This is a genomic window from Flavobacterium pisciphilum (genome assembly GCF_020905345.1).
GTDB classification, from domain to species: Bacteria; Bacteroidota; Bacteroidia; order Flavobacteriales; family Flavobacteriaceae; genus Flavobacterium; species Flavobacterium pisciphilum.
The window spans coordinates 3,082,111-3,097,956 of record NZ_JAJJMO010000001.1; the positions used below are offsets into that span (position 1 = coordinate 3,082,111).

General features: G+C 32.4%; 16 protein-coding genes and 1 tRNA gene. 5 read left to right on the forward strand and 12 right to left on the reverse strand.

Annotated elements, in window-relative coordinates; genetic code table 11:
* Positions 1-42 precede the first annotated feature (42 nt).
* From LNQ49_RS13110 to LNQ49_RS13125, 4 genes are all read left to right on the forward strand, one after another.
* Positions 43-630 carry an RNA polymerase sigma factor gene (locus LNQ49_RS13110; protein ID WP_229989375.1) on the forward strand — a complete coding sequence of 196 codons (588 nt, stop codon included), beginning with the start codon at positions 43-45 and terminating at the stop codon, positions 628-630.
* Positions 614-1,012 carry a hypothetical protein gene (locus LNQ49_RS13115; RefSeq protein WP_229989376.1) on the forward strand — a complete coding sequence of 133 codons (399 nt, stop codon included), beginning with the start codon at positions 614-616 and terminating at the stop codon, positions 1,010-1,012. The genes LNQ49_RS13110 and LNQ49_RS13115 overlap by 17 nt, the downstream gene beginning before the upstream one ends.
* Positions 1,013-1,214: 202 nt before the next feature.
* On the forward strand, positions 1,215-2,138 hold the full coding sequence (locus LNQ49_RS13120) for a PfkB family carbohydrate kinase (RefSeq protein ID WP_229989377.1): 924 nt from the start codon (positions 1,215-1,217) through the stop codon (positions 2,136-2,138).
* 93 nt (positions 2,139-2,231) lie between these two features.
* Entirely contained in the window at positions 2,232-4,130 is a 1,899-nt protein-coding gene (locus LNQ49_RS13125) for an amidophosphoribosyltransferase (protein ID WP_229989378.1), read from the forward strand.
* A 455-nt stretch (positions 4,131-4,585) separates the two neighbouring features.
* On the opposite strand, the gene LNQ49_RS13130 is transcribed toward LNQ49_RS13125, so the two are convergent.
* The 4 genes from LNQ49_RS13130 to LNQ49_RS13145 form a co-directional block, all read right to left on the reverse strand.
* Positions 4,586-5,194 carry a superoxide dismutase gene (locus LNQ49_RS13130; RefSeq protein ID WP_229989380.1) on the reverse strand — a complete coding sequence of 203 codons (609 nt, stop codon included), beginning with the start codon at positions 5,192-5,194 and terminating at the stop codon, positions 4,586-4,588.
* A 140-nt stretch (positions 5,195-5,334) separates the two neighbouring features.
* Positions 5,335-5,973, reverse strand: a complete 639-nt coding sequence (gene pth, locus LNQ49_RS13135) for an aminoacyl-tRNA hydrolase (RefSeq protein WP_229989381.1) — start codon at positions 5,971-5,973, stop codon at positions 5,335-5,337.
* 478 nt (positions 5,974-6,451) lie between these two features.
* Positions 6,452-7,066 carry a 50S ribosomal protein L25/general stress protein Ctc gene (locus tag LNQ49_RS13140; protein ID WP_229989382.1) on the reverse strand — a complete coding sequence of 205 codons (615 nt, stop codon included), beginning with the start codon at positions 7,064-7,066 and terminating at the stop codon, positions 6,452-6,454.
* Positions 7,067-7,180: 114 nt separating this feature from the next.
* Positions 7,181-8,122: a ribose-phosphate pyrophosphokinase gene (locus LNQ49_RS13145; protein WP_129540445.1), complete on the reverse strand. Its 942-nt coding sequence runs from the start codon at positions 8,120-8,122 to the stop codon at positions 7,181-7,183.
* A 242-nt stretch (positions 8,123-8,364) separates the two neighbouring features.
* Here LNQ49_RS13145 and LNQ49_RS13150 point away from each other — a divergent pair.
* Positions 8,365-8,444: transfer RNA gene (locus tag LNQ49_RS13150), tRNA-Leu, on the forward strand.
* 467 nt (positions 8,445-8,911) lie between these two features.
* Here the strand turns inward: LNQ49_RS13150 and LNQ49_RS13155 are convergent.
* The 8 genes from LNQ49_RS13155 to LNQ49_RS13190 form a co-directional block, all read right to left on the reverse strand.
* Complete coding sequence (locus tag LNQ49_RS13155) at positions 8,912-9,922, reverse strand: virulence RhuM family protein (protein ID WP_229989383.1); 1,011 nt, start codon at positions 9,920-9,922, stop codon at positions 8,912-8,914.
* A gap of 321 nt (positions 9,923-10,243) precedes the next feature.
* Positions 10,244-10,738, reverse strand: coding sequence for a hypothetical protein (locus LNQ49_RS13160; RefSeq protein ID WP_229989386.1), 495 nt, complete (start codon positions 10,736-10,738; stop codon positions 10,244-10,246).
* A gap of 99 nt (positions 10,739-10,837) precedes the next feature.
* On the reverse strand, positions 10,838-11,026 hold the full coding sequence (locus tag LNQ49_RS13165) for a hypothetical protein (RefSeq protein ID WP_229989387.1): 189 nt from the start codon (positions 11,024-11,026) through the stop codon (positions 10,838-10,840).
* A 65-nt stretch (positions 11,027-11,091) separates the two neighbouring features.
* The gene (locus tag LNQ49_RS13170) at positions 11,092-11,610 is read right to left on the reverse strand and encodes a ferritin (protein ID WP_229989388.1); all 519 of its coding nucleotides are present in this window, start codon (positions 11,608-11,610) and stop codon (positions 11,092-11,094) included.
* 92 nt (positions 11,611-11,702) lie between these two features.
* Entirely contained in the window at positions 11,703-13,142 is a 1,440-nt protein-coding gene (locus LNQ49_RS13175; RefSeq protein WP_229989389.1) for a hypothetical protein, read from the reverse strand.
* A 185-nt stretch (positions 13,143-13,327) separates the two neighbouring features.
* Positions 13,328-13,969, reverse strand: coding sequence for a chloramphenicol acetyltransferase (locus LNQ49_RS13180; RefSeq protein ID WP_229989393.1), 642 nt, complete (start codon positions 13,967-13,969; stop codon positions 13,328-13,330).
* Entirely contained in the window at positions 13,969-14,676 is a 708-nt protein-coding gene (locus tag LNQ49_RS13185) for an HAD family hydrolase (protein WP_229989394.1), read from the reverse strand. The genes LNQ49_RS13180 and LNQ49_RS13185 overlap by 1 nt, the downstream gene beginning before the upstream one ends.
* A gap of 156 nt (positions 14,677-14,832) precedes the next feature.
* On the reverse strand, positions 14,833-15,717 hold the full coding sequence (locus LNQ49_RS13190) for a DMT family transporter (RefSeq protein ID WP_229989396.1): 885 nt from the start codon (positions 15,715-15,717) through the stop codon (positions 14,833-14,835).
* Positions 15,718-15,846 lie beyond the last annotated feature (129 nt).

Here is a 15,846-nt window from a genome sequence, read left to right on the forward strand (position 1 = left end):
TTTAGTTGTAACCTTAATGAGGTTGTCGTCGTCATATGGAATATGGATAAAGTAAATGATCAGCATTATATCAATCAAATTCTTTTAGGAGAAACCAATATGTTTGCCGTATTGGTTGATCGTTATAAAGATATGATTTTTACTTTGGCTATAAAGATGGTGAAAAATAGAGAAATTGCAGAAGAAGTTTCTCAGGATACTTTTATTAAGATCTTTAATTCTCTAAGTAAGTTTAAAGGAGATTCTAAGTTTTCGACTTGGATTTATAAAATTGCATATAATACATGTTTAGATTATTTAAAGAAGAGTAAAAAAGAAGAGCATAATGTAGTCATCGATGAACTTAAAGGACATGTAGTTCAAACGACGGTTAATGCTTTAAGTATTTTAGAAGATCAGGAAAGAAAGCGAGATATTCAGCATTGTTTAAATTTGTTGCCAAGTGAAGAGAGCTTCTTGTTGACACTTTTCTATTTTGAAGATCAAAATTTAAATGAAATTGGTAAGATCATGGATATTAGTGCTAATAATGTCAAGATAAAGTTATTCCGGAGCAGAAAAAAATTAGCCGTTATTTTAAAAGAACAATTAGAACCTGAAATATTAGATTATTATGAAAGAGAGCGATGAATATTACGAAAATCTAGTTGACAAAGTAATGGCGGAAAGTGGTTTGCAAAAACCTTCTGCTGATTTTACTTCAAAAATCATGTCACAGGTTTTAGTTATAGAGAAAAATAAAAGTATTGTATATAAGCCATTAATTTCTAAGCCAGTTTGGTTTGTAATTTTTGGATGTTTAATTGCTTTTATTGGATATGTAGTTTTTGCAGGGAATAAAGCGACTGATTATGATTTGATGAGCACTTTGTATTATTCTAAAATAGATAATTTGGTTCCAGTGTTTCAATTTTCAAAAAGTACTTCTTACGCTGTTTTCATTGTAGTTTTAATGCTCTTAATTCAGATACCATTATTGAAGAATTATTATGATAAAAGATATAGATTCTAAGTCGTTATTTTTGAGAATTATTGATTTATTTATTCTTGCAGTTGTAAGAAAATAGTAATTATTTTTTGATTGTAAGCGTTTGATTTTTAATATGTTTGCCTGTTTTATTTGGTTTTGATTTTTATGAAAATTTTGATACAATGAACCGTTGCAACTCTGAAACTTATAAAGTATCTTTGCACCTTAATTCGAAATTCATAAAATGAATAAATTACTGATTGTCGGAACAGTTGCTTTCGATGCTATTGAAACTCCTTTTGGGAAAACAGATAAAATATTAGGTGGTGCAGCGACATATATTGGTTTGTCGGCATCGTTTTTTAACCTACAATCGGCTATTGTTTCTGTAGTTGGAGATGATTTTCCACAAGAACATTTAGATTTGTTAACGTCAAGAAATATTGATATTTCAGGACTAGAAATTGTAAAAGGAGGGAAAACTTTCTTTTGGAGTGGACGTTACCATAACGACTTAAATTCAAGAGATACGTTAGCAACAGAGCTTAATGTATTGGCAGATTTTCAACCTAAAGTCCCACAAAACTTTAAAGATTCAGATGTTGTAATGTTAGGAAACTTACATCCTTTGGTACAAAGCAGTGTTTTGGATCAAATGGAATCAAAACCAAAATTAGTGGTTTTAGATACAATGAACTTTTGGATGGATTGTGCTTTACCAGAATTACTAGACGTTATAAAACGTGTTGATGTAATTACAATCAATGATGAAGAGGCAAGACAACTTTCGGGAGAATATTCATTAGTTAAAGCAGCAGCAAAGATTCATACTCTTGGACCTAAATATGTGGTAATCAAGAAAGGGGAACACGGAGCGTTGTTATTCCATGATAAAGAAGTGTTTTTTGCACCAGCATTGCCTTTAGAAGATGTCTTTGATCCAACAGGAGCAGGAGATACATTTGCAGGAGGATTTGCAGGGTTTATTACACAGAGTGAAAACATCTCGTATGGGAATATGAAGAATGCTGTGATTTATGGATCGAATTTAGCTTCTTTCTGTGTAGAGAAATTTGGAACAGAAAGAATGGTAGCATTGGATAAAAATGAAGTAGTGTCTAGATTGAAACAATTTAAATCGCTAACTCAGTTTGACATAGAACTATAAAGAATTAAGCCTCGTTCACGGGGCTTTTTTAATTTTGTTATTACAAAGAATAGTACAAACTACAACAACAACAACAACACAAACACAAATACAATGAGCGACGCTTTAAAACACGAATGTGGTATAGCTTTGGTTAGACTTCTTAAACCGCTTGAATATTACAAAGAAAAATACGGAACTGCTTTTTATGGGATAGAGAAAATGTATCTTATGATGGAGAAGCAGCATAACCGTGGACAAGATGGGGCTGGTTTTGCAAGCATCAAATTAGATGTAGAGCCAGGACAACGATACATAAGTAGAGTTCGTTCAAACCATTCACAACCAATACGAGATGTTTTTGCTCAAATTAATGATCGTATAAATGAAGAGATGGCTGCACATCCTGAGTATGCAGGTAACGTGGCACTTCAGAAAGAAAATATTCCATATATAGGAGAGTTGTTTTTAGGACACGTTCGTTATGGAACTTTCGGTAAAAATAGTATAGAAAGTGTACATCCTTTTTTACGTCAAAGTAACTGGATGCACCGCAATCTTATTTTGGCAGGTAACTTTAACATGACTAATGTTAAAGAGCTTTTTGAAAACTTAGTTGAGCTTGGACAGCATCCTAAAGAAATGGCGGATACTGTTACAGTTATGGAAAAAATAGGTCACTTTCTTGATAAAGAAGTGATGGCATTATATCAGGATTGTAAAGAAGAAGGGTATTCAAAAAGAGAAGCTTCGCCAGTAATTGCAGACCGATTGGATATTGGAAAAATATTAATGCGTTCGGCTAAAAACTTAGATGGCGGATATGCAATGGCTGGTTTATTAGGTCATGGTGATGCATTTGTTTTTAGAGATCCAGCAGGGATTCGTCCTGCTTATTTTTATCAAGATGATGAAGTTGTAGTTGTAGCATCAGAAAGACCAGTTATTCAAACGGTATTTAATGTACCATTTGAAAGTGTTCAGGAAATTGAGCCAGGAAATGCATTAATCATCAAGAAAAGTGGTAAAGTTTCGATGGAAGAAATTTTAACACCAACAGTTAAAAAAGCATGTTCGTTTGAAAGAATCTATTTTTCAAGAGGTAGTGATGCAGAAATATATCAAGAACGTAAAAACTTAGGTAGATTGATTTTACCAGCAGTTTTAAATGCAATTGATAGTGATACAGACAATACTGTTTTCTCATATATTCCAAACACAGCCGAAACATCTTTTTATGGTTTAGTAGAAGCTGCACAAGATTTCTTGAATCAGAGAAAAAACAATTATATAATAGCAAACAGAAATACACTTACTGCAGATACATTGCAAGAATTACTTGCTGTAAAAATCCGTACAGAGAAAGTAGCTATTAAAGATGCAAAATTAAGAACCTTTATTACGGAAGATAGCAGTCGTGATGGTTTAGTTGCTCACGTATATGATGTAACATACGGAGTTATAAAACCAACTGATAATTTGGTGATTATTGACGACAGTATTGTTCGTGGTACTACACTTAAAATGAGCATCATAAAAATGATGGATCGTTTAAATCCAAAACGTATTGTAATTGTATCATCGGCACCACAAATTCGTTTCCCAGATTGTTACGGAATCGATATGGCTAAGCTGGAAGGTTTGGTTGCTTTTAGAGCTGCTTTAGAATTACTAAAAGAACGTAATTTGTATCATATAGTAGATGAGGTGTATGCGAAGTGTAAGGCACAAGAGAACTATTTAGATAAAGATGTTGTGAATTATGTTACTGCAATTTATGCACCATTTGAACCACAAGAGGTTTCAGATAAAATTGCAGAAATGTTAAGTTCACCAGAGATAAATGCCGAAGTAAAAATCATTTTCCAAACAGTAGAAGATTTGCATATAGCATGTCCTAAAAATCTTGGAGATTGGTATTTTACAGGGGATTACCCTACACCAGGAGGAAATAGAGTAGTGAACCGTGCTTTTATGAATTTTTACGAAGGAAAAGACGCTAGAGCGTATTAAAACATAACAAAAGGTTAAAATGTGCATTTCATCGGTTTTTTTTGCCGTTTATCCTAATTGTTTGGAAGAAATGCACTGCTAACATACTTTTGAAGTACCATAACATTAGTAGGTTAAGTTTATGGTAGATTTGGGGCAAAAAGGGTGGAAGCAATTCCACCTTTTTTATTGGAATAAAGTCAAGGATAATGACTTTAAAAAAAGGCTCAGAGTTATAAAAAAAGGCTAATAAACGTTTTTTTTTGTAGTTCAACAGAAAAAATTGGTAGAGTTACAATGTCAGCATACATTTGAAGTACCATAACATTAGTAGGTTAAGTTTATGGTAGATTTGGGGCAAAAAAGGTGAAAGAGATTTCACCTTTTTTATTGGAGTAAAACGAAAAGATCAAGCAATAAAAAAACCCGATTAATTCATCATGAATTAATCGGGTTTTTTATGTTTTATTTAAAGACTATTTGTCTAAAGCATATCTTCTTGAAACTTCAGTCCAGTTAATTACATTGAAAAAAGCTTCGATATAATCAGGTCTTCTGTTTTGGTAGTTTAAATAGTAAGCATGCTCCCAAACATCCATTCCTAAGATAGGAGTTCCTTCGCAACCAACTTCTGGCATTAATGGATTATCTTGGTTTGGTGTTCCGCAAACATCTAATTTCCCGCCTTTAAGTACACATAACCAAGCCCATCCAGAACCAAATTGAGTTGCACCAGCTTTAGCAAACTTAGCTTTGAACTCTTCAAAAGTTCCAAAAGAAGCCTCGATAGCTGCTAATAAATCTCCTGTTGGTAATCCGCCGCCGTTTGGAGACATTACAGTCCAGAATAAGTTGTGGTTGTAATATCCACCACCGTTATTACGAACTGCAACATTTTTTTTATCTAAATTGATTAAGATGTTTTCTATCGTTTTTCCTTCTAAATCTGTACCTGCAATTGCTGCATTTAGATTTGTAGTATATGCATTATGATGTTTTGTGTGGTGGATTTCCATTGTACGAGCATCAATATGTGGTTCTAATGCGTCGTATGCATAAGGTAATTGTGGTAATTCGAAAGCCATAATATTATTGTTTTATGATTTATAATTAAATTTAATCCAAATTTATACATTTAACTTTGGAATAGAAAATACTATTTGACTATAATCAAATTAAATTAATTGATGATTTGATTTCTCAGCACTTATATTTAAAGGATTTCTTACTTCCCGTTATAAGTTGTCATTGTATTTTCGAGTCCTGCAGTTCCAAATGATTTGATGATTTCTGAGGCTATTTCTAAGCGTTCAGGTAATTTTGCTTTTTCGGTTTCATCCCATTCACCTAACACATAATCGACCTGTTGTCCTTTTTTGAATTCATCACTGATTCCAAATCTAAAACGGGTATATTGTTGTGTATTTAAAACTAAGTTAATGTTTTTAAGACCGTTATGACCTCCATCGCTTCCTTTTGGTTTAATGCGGATTGTTCCAAACGAGAGGTTAAGGTCATCAGTAATTACCAAGATATTTTCTAACGGAATATTTTCCTTGTCCATCCAGTACTTTACTGCCTTTCCGCTCAGGTTCATGTAGGTGTTTGGCTTTAAAAGTAAAAACGTTCTCCCTTTAAATTTGTATTCGGCAAGAGAGCCAAGTTTTACAGTTTCAAAAGAGATGTTTTCTTTTCGTGCAAAAAAGTCAAGTATTTTAAAACCAATATTATGTCGGGTGTTAACGTACTCAGCTCCAATATTACCTAATCCTACGATTAAAAATTTCTTCATATAATCTGTTTTCTCTTCTGATTCCACTTCTGTTTTTGTTGATGAAAACAGGTTTTTTATCCATTTTATCATATTACAAAAATAAGGTTAATTAGAGAATTTGGCAATGAGATAACTATAAAATATGACAATTAGGGAAGTTTAGCTAATCATAAAGAGTGCAAGGTTTTACAGAAAGGTGGTAAGGAATGCGGAATCATATACTGATTTTGCAGATTTGATTCTCATTTTTAATCACACAATATTGTCATTTCGACGAAGGAGAAATCGCATCCAATATTCCGAGTCTGTGTTTAATTTCTTTGGTCATTTTAGCAAAGCTATCGAGGAACTTTTATTAAGCTTATGAGAATTAAAAGTTGTATTTAGTCCTGTCCCGATTGTTATCGGGAGTAGTGGTGTCCTTTTATTTTCTTTTTAAAATAAAAAATAAAGCAAATAGCAGGATGTTATGTGTTTTGAAAACATAAAGGTGCTGCTCCCAAAAAATAAAGAGCAAAAAAAAACACCAGTTTTGCAACTGATGTTTTTTGTAATTGTTTGAAAAAAATTATTTTTTCTTTCCTTTTGCAGGAGTAGCTTTTGCAGCTTTTGCAGCTTCTTGAGCAGCTTTCATAGCAGCACGAGAAATTCTTACTTGAGCAACAACAGTGTTGTCCGGGTGCATAATTTTGTATTCTGGAGAACCAACTTTAGTAACGTATAGTTTGTTACCCATTTCAAGTGGAGTAATGTCAGCTTCAACAAAATCAGGAAGATCTTTAGGTAAAGCTTTAACTTTTAATTTACGTGTGTTTAAACGTAAAACACCACCTGCAAGAACACCTTTAGATGTACCAGTTACTTTTACTGGAACTTCCATAGTGATTTCTTTGTCTTCAAATAATTGAAAGAAATCAATGTGTAAAATTTTGTCTGATACTGGGTGTACTTGGATATCTTGCAAAATTGCATTGAATGATTTTCCTTTTCCAAGCTCAATCACAACTGTGTGTGCGTTTGGAGTGTAAACCAAGTTTTTGAACGCTGCAGCGTCTGCTGAGAAGTGTACTGCTTGATTTCCTCCGTATAACACGCAAGGAACCGCTCCAGCATTACGTAAGGCTTTAGTTGACACTTTTCCCACGCTTTCTCTTTCTGATCCTTTAATTGTAATCGATTTCATTGTAAAAATTATATAGTTATTAAAATATACTTGTTTGTAGCTTTAAGCACCAGGCTTTCCGCTTTTTTAAAATGTGAACAATGCTTGTGACTTATTGTCTAAAGCTTTTTGTTTTTACATAATAAATTTTCCACTAATGGAATTGTTGTGGTGCACCATGTGCATAACTTCAGCAAAAAGAGGAGCACAACTCAACACTCTTATTTTCTTTGATTCCTTTTTTAATGGGATTGAATCAGTTACGATCAATTCACTTAATTTAGAATTCTCTATTTTCTCATAGGCATCGCCAGATAGAATAGCATGTGTACAAATAGCTCTAACACTCAATGCTCCTTTTTCGATCATTAAATCGGCTGCTTTCGCTAATGTACCACCGGTATCGATCATATCGTCTACCAATATTACGTTTCTGCCTTTTACTTCACCAATTAATTCCATGGTGTCGATAACATTGGCAACTTTTCTTTGTTTGTAACAAATCACTACATCCGATTCTAAAAACTTAGAATACGCATAAGCTCTTTTTGAACCTCCCATATCTGGAGAAGCGATTGTTAAATTTTCCAAACCTAAACTTTCTACATATGGTAAAAAGATTGTCGAGGCAAAAAGATGATCTACTGGTTTTTCAAAGAATCCTTGAATTTGATCTGCATGCAAATCCATTGTCATAATTCTTGTTGCTCCCGCAGCATCTAATAGATTGGCTACTAATTTAGCTCCAATCGGTACTCTTGGTTTGTCTTTTCTATCTTGTCTTGCCCAACCAAAATAAGGCACTACTGCTGTAATATGTCTGGCTGATGCACGTTTTGCGGCATCAATCATAAGTAACAATTCCATCAAATTATCTGCTGTTGGAAAAGTTGAACAAACAATAAATACACGTAGCCCTCTGATAGACTCTTCATACGATGGCTGAAATTCGCCATCACTATAAGTTGACATTGTAACCTTACCTAACGGTATTCCGTATTGCGCTGCAATTTTTTCAGCAAGGTAAACACTTTTTGAACACGCAAAAATTTTAGCTTCTGGTTCTTGGTGCGACATTATAATTTGTTGTTTTGTAGTTAGTTGTGTGTGCGTCGTTTTAACGAGGTGCAAATTTATGAAATTTATTGAACACTGAAAGGAAAATTTTAAGTATTTTTATTAGAAAATGTAAAATTATTTTTTACATTTGCACCGTGTTAAAGGAATAAGCACAGTTATGACATCATAATTACTTATTCTATTGCGTTAAAATAATCAATTTTTATTCTATAAAGAAAGGTTATTTTTTCGTCTGCTAAGCCCGGATGGCGGAATTGGTAGACGCGCTGGTCTCAAACACCTGTGGGAAACCGTGCCGGTTCGACTCCGGCTCCGGGTACAAAAACCTCTTCGAAAGAAGAGGTTTTTTTGGTTTTATATAGTTTTGAAAACCTTTTTAGCTCTCTATCTCGCTTATTTTAATAGCATTAATCTAAATCGGGTGTGCCAATAATAGGAACAGTTAATTTATAGAATATAAAAAGACCACTTAATCTTTACGAATAAGTGGACTTTTTATGTTTTGTAATGTGTTTTTGCTTTTAGTATGATGTTCTTATTCAATAAACTTAATGCCTGTTGTTTTGGAATACATTACAAGTAAGTCGTAATTAAGCAGTATTCTTTTAAATTTTGGATTGGTTATTTTGATTTTTCCTTTTCTTATTGCAGTTTGTATTTCGACTAAATCAAATAAACCCCATTCTTCACCCTTTAGTTGGTCACAGAAAATACTGAGACCCTTTAGATCATTTGATTCATTTATATTATAAGGCTGTATTGCTTTTCTTTACAAGACTTTTTTTATCACTCTTTGTTAAGTCCCTTAACTACTTTATCAAAGTCAGATACTATTTTTTGAGTTTTATTAAAGTTATCGTATTCGTGAGAAGCTTTGTTTATTGCTTGTTGGTGGGAAATTGTTCCTAAACCTTCTAAAACTTTATATTCGTTAAAATTAAGAAACTTGTTCACACTTTCTGCCAAGGCTTCCATTGTAAAAGTATTTTGACGTTCAATAAGATTTTCGATATAATCAAAATATGCTGATACAGTACGTTCCAGTTGTTTGATTTCTTTTTCTTCTAAATAGTTTTTGGCTATTCCTGTGTCTAACTTTAAAATTCTTCCGTCTGGCGAATTTTTGAAAGTTGTTAATCCCATTTGTGGTTTTGAACTATCGGCTTTTAAATAAATAATTTCGGCTGCTGTTTTGCCTGTAATTGCAAAGTGGAATTTGTTTTGGACAGTAGCATAAAAGTTTTTAGTTACCTCTGCTTTTGGGTTGTAATCGATGCTACATTCTGCAAATATATCTGTGATTTGTTGGTAGATTCTACGCTCACTTGCACGGATAGAGCGAACTCTATCCAATAATTCTCTAAAATAATCTTTACCAAATGTGGTTGTGCCCTGTTTTAATCGTTCATCATCCATTGCAAAACCTTTGATGATGTACTCTTTCAGGGTGGTGGTTGCCCAAATACGAAACTGGGTTGCTTTGGTTGAATTTACTCTATATCCAACCGAAATTATTGCATCTAAATTGTAGTATTCAATGTTGCGTTTTACTTCTCTATCTCCTTCTTTTTGAACTTGTGCAAATTTTGCACTTGTTGCCTCTTTTAGTAATTCATTCTCTTGATAAATGTTTTTCAAGTGTTTGGTCACTACTGTTCTGTCTACTTCAAATAATTCCGCTATTTTCAGTTGCGTAAGCCAAATAGTTTCTCCCTGAATAAAAGCTTCTATTTTAATATTTCCATTTGGTGCGGAATATAAAATAAAGTCATTGTTATTTGGTGTTAATTCACTCACAGTAATATATTTTAGATTTTCTTGTTTTAAGCTATTATTAAAGATTCTAATTTACTAGTTCTATTTAGTTAGGTAAAAATAGGACAATATTGTGAAATATTTATTAAGCTAGGTAGTTTTGAAAAATAGTTATGTAATTTTTATTTAATAAATTTTAGCACTCTCAATCCTTTGGCTTATGTATTTGAGGTTTCAAAATAGTGTGTTTGGTTGATTTGGTGGTGTTGCCCGCCTTCTTTCATCGGGTGCTCCGTAAGGCTTTTTTAATTTCAGACCTTTTTTAGAAAAGCTGAAGCTATTAATCTCAGATAATTTAATTCTTTACGTTACTTTCTTAATCTCGTTGTGTAAATTTAGAAGTTCGTCATAACTCCAATATTTAGAGGTGTTGATATTGTATTTAGTATCGTCTTCATCGAGTAATTCTAAATGATAGAGGTAAGGTCTTCTGTTTGTTTGCTCTTTTATACAAATGTCAATGTTCTTGGTGTTTAGTGTTTCTTCCCATTTGTTATTATATCTGTATCCTTTAAGTGTTATCGTTTTACTATTTATCTCAACTTCATTTATGAAGATAATTGCTAATCGAAATGTTTTTATGATAGTATATAACGAAAGCAAAAGGCAGCAACACCCGATAAGGAGTATAACATACATTGAGGTAATCACCTTACCATTATTTATTACTATTTCGTAGCTACTCATAGATAAAAATATACCTGCAAGACATAACAAGCCAAAATAGATCAGGATTATAAAAATATCTAATCGCTCTATAAACGGAATGTACTTAGATTTAGGTTTTTTATTACTCATGTTTTATTAGTTGTTGTAAAGCACAAAATTAAGAGTGCTGGTTTTATCACAAAAAAAATGCTCTCGATTAGGAGAGCATTTTTATATATCTATATATAGTTAAGCAACTTTTTTGATAAGATCAAACATAGGACAGCGACTGCAACGCTTGTTTTCGCTCTTTTTGTATTTTTCACAACAAGAGGATTTACAGTTATCTGCACGCTTTAATTTATCAAGGATTTCTTTTTTCTTCTTCTTCTTTTTATCCTTTTTCTTGTCCTTGTCTTTTACTTTATCTTTTCCCAATTTGTCTTGAATTATAAAACTGGGACAAATATAAGTTATTTTTATATATTCTAAATAAACTTTAACTATTTTGGATTAATTGCGATAGAACTAGTTACAGTTAATTGTTGAATGTCTCTGTCAAATAGGTATAAACCACCTTTATCATCTCCAATTAAATTGATTTTGTCAAGGATAGATTTAGCAGTAGCTTCTTCTTCAATTTGCTCAGCAACATACCATTGTAAGAAGTTATGAGTAGCATAATCTCTCTCAGAGAAAGTAATATGTACTAATTCGTTAATAGATTCTGAAACGAATACTTCATGCTTGTAAAGCTCTTCAAACATTTCTTTAAACGTATCGTAGCTCGTTTTTGGAGCTTTAAGGTCGGTAATTGTAGTTGCACCTCCACGTTCGTTAACATAACGAACTAGTTTTAACATATGTGCACGTTCTTCGTCAGATTGAGTGTACATAAATTCTGCAATACCTTCTAGGCCATGTGCCTCTGCCCAACAAGCCATTGATAAATAGGTTTGAGAAGATTCTGCTTCTATTCGGATTTGCTTGTTTAGCGCTGTTTCAATATTTTTTGATAACATAATCGTGAGTTTTTTGTAAAGTTAGAAAAAATAATCTAAACCCCTTTTTGAAACCTAAAAACAGGCAACATTTGGATTAATTCTCAATAAAGTTAAGGCTTCTCTACAGGGAAAGGTTTCGAAAAAACAGCTTTATTAATGATCGGATTTAGTGATTCTTCGGGAGTAAATCCGTCAGTAAATTTTCGCATAACGTACTGTTTTGTTGTAGTGTCATAATAACCTAAAATATGGAAGTCTTTAAATTTTAAGATATTTGGCAATGTTACTTTTCTATTCTGTTCTAAAAAGTAGTTAATGTTGTCAAGGGCAAATGGCTGCTGTTCGAATTTGGTAAATTCATTGTTTTGATTCAATGTACTCTCAAAAAAAACAGTCTCAGAAGAAGAGAGACCAAAGTCCCAAGTGTATAACTGATCATTAACGGTATAATACCTTTTTTCAATTTTAGGAACACCACCTAAAGTAACTAATGTATTTTGGCTGTTTTTAAAAACAGATATAGCGATATCTAAATAGGAGAGGCGTTGCAAAAACTTACTTGTATTTTTTAACTCTTTGGTTCTTTGGTTTTCCCCTTGAATAAGTAGAGGAGAACTTTTAAAACGGATAGTGTCATTTTTCATGACTTTAAAACTTTTTAACGTTTCACCAGAATTATAGTCTTTTATATCAAATAAAAGCTCATCCTGAGTTGCATTAATCTGGTAAATTTTGTCATTATATAAAAATGAGTTGCCTAACTTTTTAGGGTTATTTATAACCGATTGAGTGAAGTTTTTCTCAGTAAGATCATTAGTCTCAAGATTAATATCAAATACTTGTGTTTTGGTAGGATTATGATCTAAAGTCAAAATGATATGTTCATTGAGCATGTAAATTTTGCTTTTTTTGGAGCTTTTAAATAAAGGATTGTACTCATCCAACTCAATTTTTTCAATAGGGTTTTCTGTTATAACCTGGTTAAAAGACAGACGCTGTGTTTTTTTGTCTAGAAAAGTGTAGGCAGAAAAATCAAATAGTTTTTCCTCTACAATTCCGTTTTTAAAAACATAAACAATTAATTCAGGTTCTACTAAATCTCTTGTAACAATATAGAATAGATTATTCTTCTGAAATGTAGTTATTACAAACTGGCTCGAAATAGGAGAATTATAACTGAGCATTTTATAGGTTTTGCCCTCTAAATAATATTTAACTACCAAAATACTTTTATAATCTTCCGTAGCCCAATAAAGAGTTGGATTACCATCTTCACTAAAACTGTATCCAATTATGGAGTGGTTTTCTAGATTGGTACGTGGAACAGTAATATCAGATTTTAAGAATAATGCACTATTGTATTTTAAGATAGTGAGGTTTTCAGTATTAGTTGCAAAGACAAAAACATCATGTGTTGCTGTATTTTCAACATTCAGAATCATATTAGATTCATCGTATTTCTTAAAATCCAACGGATATGAATTCAATACTGTTTGACCTATTAGTATTGATTTGTGGAATATAAGAAAGAAAAGGAATAGTTTTTTCATGTGTGTTTATCGATAATAGTCATTCCAAATTTATCTCTTTATTTTATCAATAAAAAATTAAATGGTGACCAATGAGATAGCTTTAGGATCTGGATTAAAGATATAAAAAAAGTCCTAAAAGAATATTGTTTCCTTTAGGACTCGATTTTTTATTAAGACCAAAATCATAGACAGAATATACTAGCTTAAATAAGATCTTGGTTGTTCATTGATTCTTGAAAATAATCTACAAACCGACCTACATGTAAACCATCCATTAAGGCGTGATGTACATGAACAGACATAGACATAGTTCGTTTACCAGTTTCAGAAACCATCATTTTACCAAAAGAAACTTTTGGGCAACTATCTGGAAAACTATAACTTCTGGCATGAGAGAGCGAAGTGAAATTGACCCAAGGAATAGCCGAAAAATGAATGACATTATCTTCATCAAAAGTTCGAGTAAAAAGACCCGTTGTATTTTGAATACGTTCAATTTCTGTCAATGCAATTTGTTCGAATGTTCTAAAATCTGAATTGTATTCGATTAAAGAAAAACCAAAAGTACCATCTTCTCTACCAATTGTTGCAGAACCATTAATAGTATCATGTACATATATTTGATCGTTGGCGATTCTGTACTTAAAAGGTTCAATTGCATTTATTGCGTCTAATGTTTTGTGTAGGTAATAAATAAAAAAAGAAGAATTTAATTTCTTGGCATTTGCATACCCAATGGTACAATCAATTTCGACGGTAACACCAAAAAAGGGTTCCTCCATTTGTTTAAAAAACAGAAAGTGTTCTTTTCTGTTCCAATTTTCCAAATCTAAAAGAGACTTCATTATATTAATTTGTTTACTACTTCAGTTATTTTTTCAAAAGTAAAAAAGTTTTCATGCTCTACTTTATGATTAATTTTTTCATGCTCCCAAGTGGTGTGAAATGGAATATGAACGGCATATCCTCCGATTCCTAAAACAGGCAAGACATCTGATTTTAATGAATTTCCAATCATTAAAAATTCATCAGCATTGATGTCCAAACGTTTTAATAGTTTTTCATAATCAATTTCTTGTTTATCAGACATCACTTCAATATGGTGAAAATAGTGCCCTAAACCAGAACGATGCAGTTTACTGTGTTGGTCTTTTAAATCCCCTTTTGTAGCAACAACCAGTTTGTATTTGCCATGAAGGGCTTGTAAGGTTTCTTCAACACCATCAAGTAAATCAATAGGTTTTTCAAGTAATTCTTTTCCGTATTCGATGATTTTACCAATAACCTCAATCTGAATTGTGTTGTTTGAAATTAGCATAGCAGCTTCAATCATCGAAAGAATATATCCTTTAATCCCGTAACCATATAAAGATAGATTCTGAATCTCAGTTTTAAATAATTCTTGTGATAGTCCTTGATGTGAAAGATAATCTTGCATTAAAACACAAAATTTTTGTTCCGTTTCCTGAAAGTAAGGTTCGTTTACAAATAAAGTATCATCGGCATCAAATGCGATTACTTTTAGTTTTGATATTTTGTCTTTATGTAACATGATAAATGAATGTTTTTTAGTTTAAGGTTTTTTTGTTTGCTTCGCCAATTCGACTAAAGCCTTGCGTTGGGTTTTTGTTACAAATTGAAATTCAAATAAACTCAGTCTAGAATCTTCAAAATCTGCGTAAAAATATTTCGTCAAGAACCAATAATTTTATTTATAAAAAAAGCGTTTCAACGAAATCGTCTTGTCATAAAAGGTAATCCTGATTCCGAACAGTAAAATAGCTCCTCCAATAAGCATTTGTACAGTAATCTTTTCATCCAGAAATAACCATGCCAGAATAGAGGTAAGTACTGCCTGACTCAATAAGCTTAAAGAAACCCTTGTAGCACGCATGTGTTTTGTGGCATAACTTAAAGAAAGCCAAGCGCACAACTGACAGATTACAGCCTGTAGCAGTAATACAAACCAACCCGTATTAGAAAATCCAGTAAAAGGTTCATCCAAAGCGTAACAAAGAATTCCTAAATAAATGCTAGAAGCTACTAAGGTAATGGTCATAAAGGACAAAACATCAACTTCCGAAAGGACATTTTTACTAACCAATAAATAGATAGAGTATAAGATACCAGATAATACAGCAAGAAGAAAAGCATTGTCAAAACTCAGATTAATAAAAAACGAAAACCCCACCAATGTAATCATCCCAAATAATGCCACAGCGGTTCCAATCCAAAAATTGGTAGCAGGTTTAGATTTTAAAAATAAATAAGAACCAATACCAACCCAAAGCGGAGATAGATTAGTTAATAAGGAAGCTTGAGTAGCGCTCGATTCTTGAATGGCAATATTCCAAACGGCAACATCCGATGCAAATAAAACCCCACAAAGAGCTGCAAGAATCAGGAATTTGGTATTCGGAAGTTTAAAACTCTTTGTCAAAAGCACATAAGGCAGAAGTAGACTTATAGCAAAAGCCATTCGGTAAAAAGCCGAAATCAATCCGGGAGCCAAACGGAGTTTGACTAAAATAGGGAAAATTGATATGCAGAGAATGCCACCAATTAAAGCCAATCTAGGTTTTGTAATGTTCATTTATATAGTATGCTATTGGGGTGTTTTATTTTTTCAGCAAAATTCGACAATTTAAAATTATTTTCGATGTTAAAAATTAAAACGCGTGAATCAATTAAGAGATTCACGCGTTTTTTTTTTGAAAATAAA

Bases quoted from the DNA above. Each gene is read 5' to 3' on its own strand.
- LNQ49_RS13145 (WP_129540445.1), bottom strand. From the start codon at position 8,122: ATGTCGCACCAAGAACCAGAAGCTAAAATTTTTGCGTGTTCAAAAAGT.
- LNQ49_RS13125 (WP_229989378.1), top strand. From the start codon at position 2,232: ATGAGCGACGCTTTAAAACACGAATGTGGTATAGCTTTGGTTAGACTT.
- LNQ49_RS13115 (WP_229989376.1), top strand. From the start codon at position 614: ATGAAAGAGAGCGATGAATATTACGAAAATCTAGTTGACAAAGTAATG.
- LNQ49_RS13160 (WP_229989386.1), bottom strand. From the start codon at position 10,738: ATGAGTAATAAAAAACCTAAATCTAAGTACATTCCGTTTATAGAGCGA.
- LNQ49_RS13190 (WP_229989396.1), bottom strand. From the start codon at position 15,717: ATGAACATTACAAAACCTAGATTGGCTTTAATTGGTGGCATTCTCTGC.
- LNQ49_RS13110 (WP_229989375.1), top strand. From the start codon at position 43: ATGGATAAAGTAAATGATCAGCATTATATCAATCAAATTCTTTTAGGA.
- LNQ49_RS13180 (WP_229989393.1), bottom strand. From the start codon at position 13,969: ATGAAGTCTCTTTTAGATTTGGAAAATTGGAACAGAAAAGAACACTTT.
- LNQ49_RS13185 (WP_229989394.1), bottom strand. From the start codon at position 14,676: ATGTTACATAAAGACAAAATATCAAAACTAAAAGTAATCGCATTTGAT.
- LNQ49_RS13175 (WP_229989389.1), bottom strand. From the start codon at position 13,142: ATGAAAAAACTATTCCTTTTCTTTCTTATATTCCACAAATCAATACTA.
- pth (WP_229989381.1), bottom strand. From the start codon at position 5,973: ATGATAAAATGGATAAAAAACCTGTTTTCATCAACAAAAACAGAAGTG.
- LNQ49_RS13140 (WP_229989382.1), bottom strand. From the start codon at position 7,066: ATGAAATCGATTACAATTAAAGGATCAGAAAGAGAAAGCGTGGGAAAA.
- LNQ49_RS13130 (WP_229989380.1), bottom strand. From the start codon at position 5,194: ATGGCTTTCGAATTACCACAATTACCTTATGCATACGACGCATTAGAA.
- LNQ49_RS13120 (WP_229989377.1), top strand. From the start codon at position 1,215: ATGAATAAATTACTGATTGTCGGAACAGTTGCTTTCGATGCTATTGAA.
- LNQ49_RS13170 (WP_229989388.1), bottom strand. From the start codon at position 11,610: ATGTTATCAAAAAATATTGAAACAGCGCTAAACAAGCAAATCCGAATA.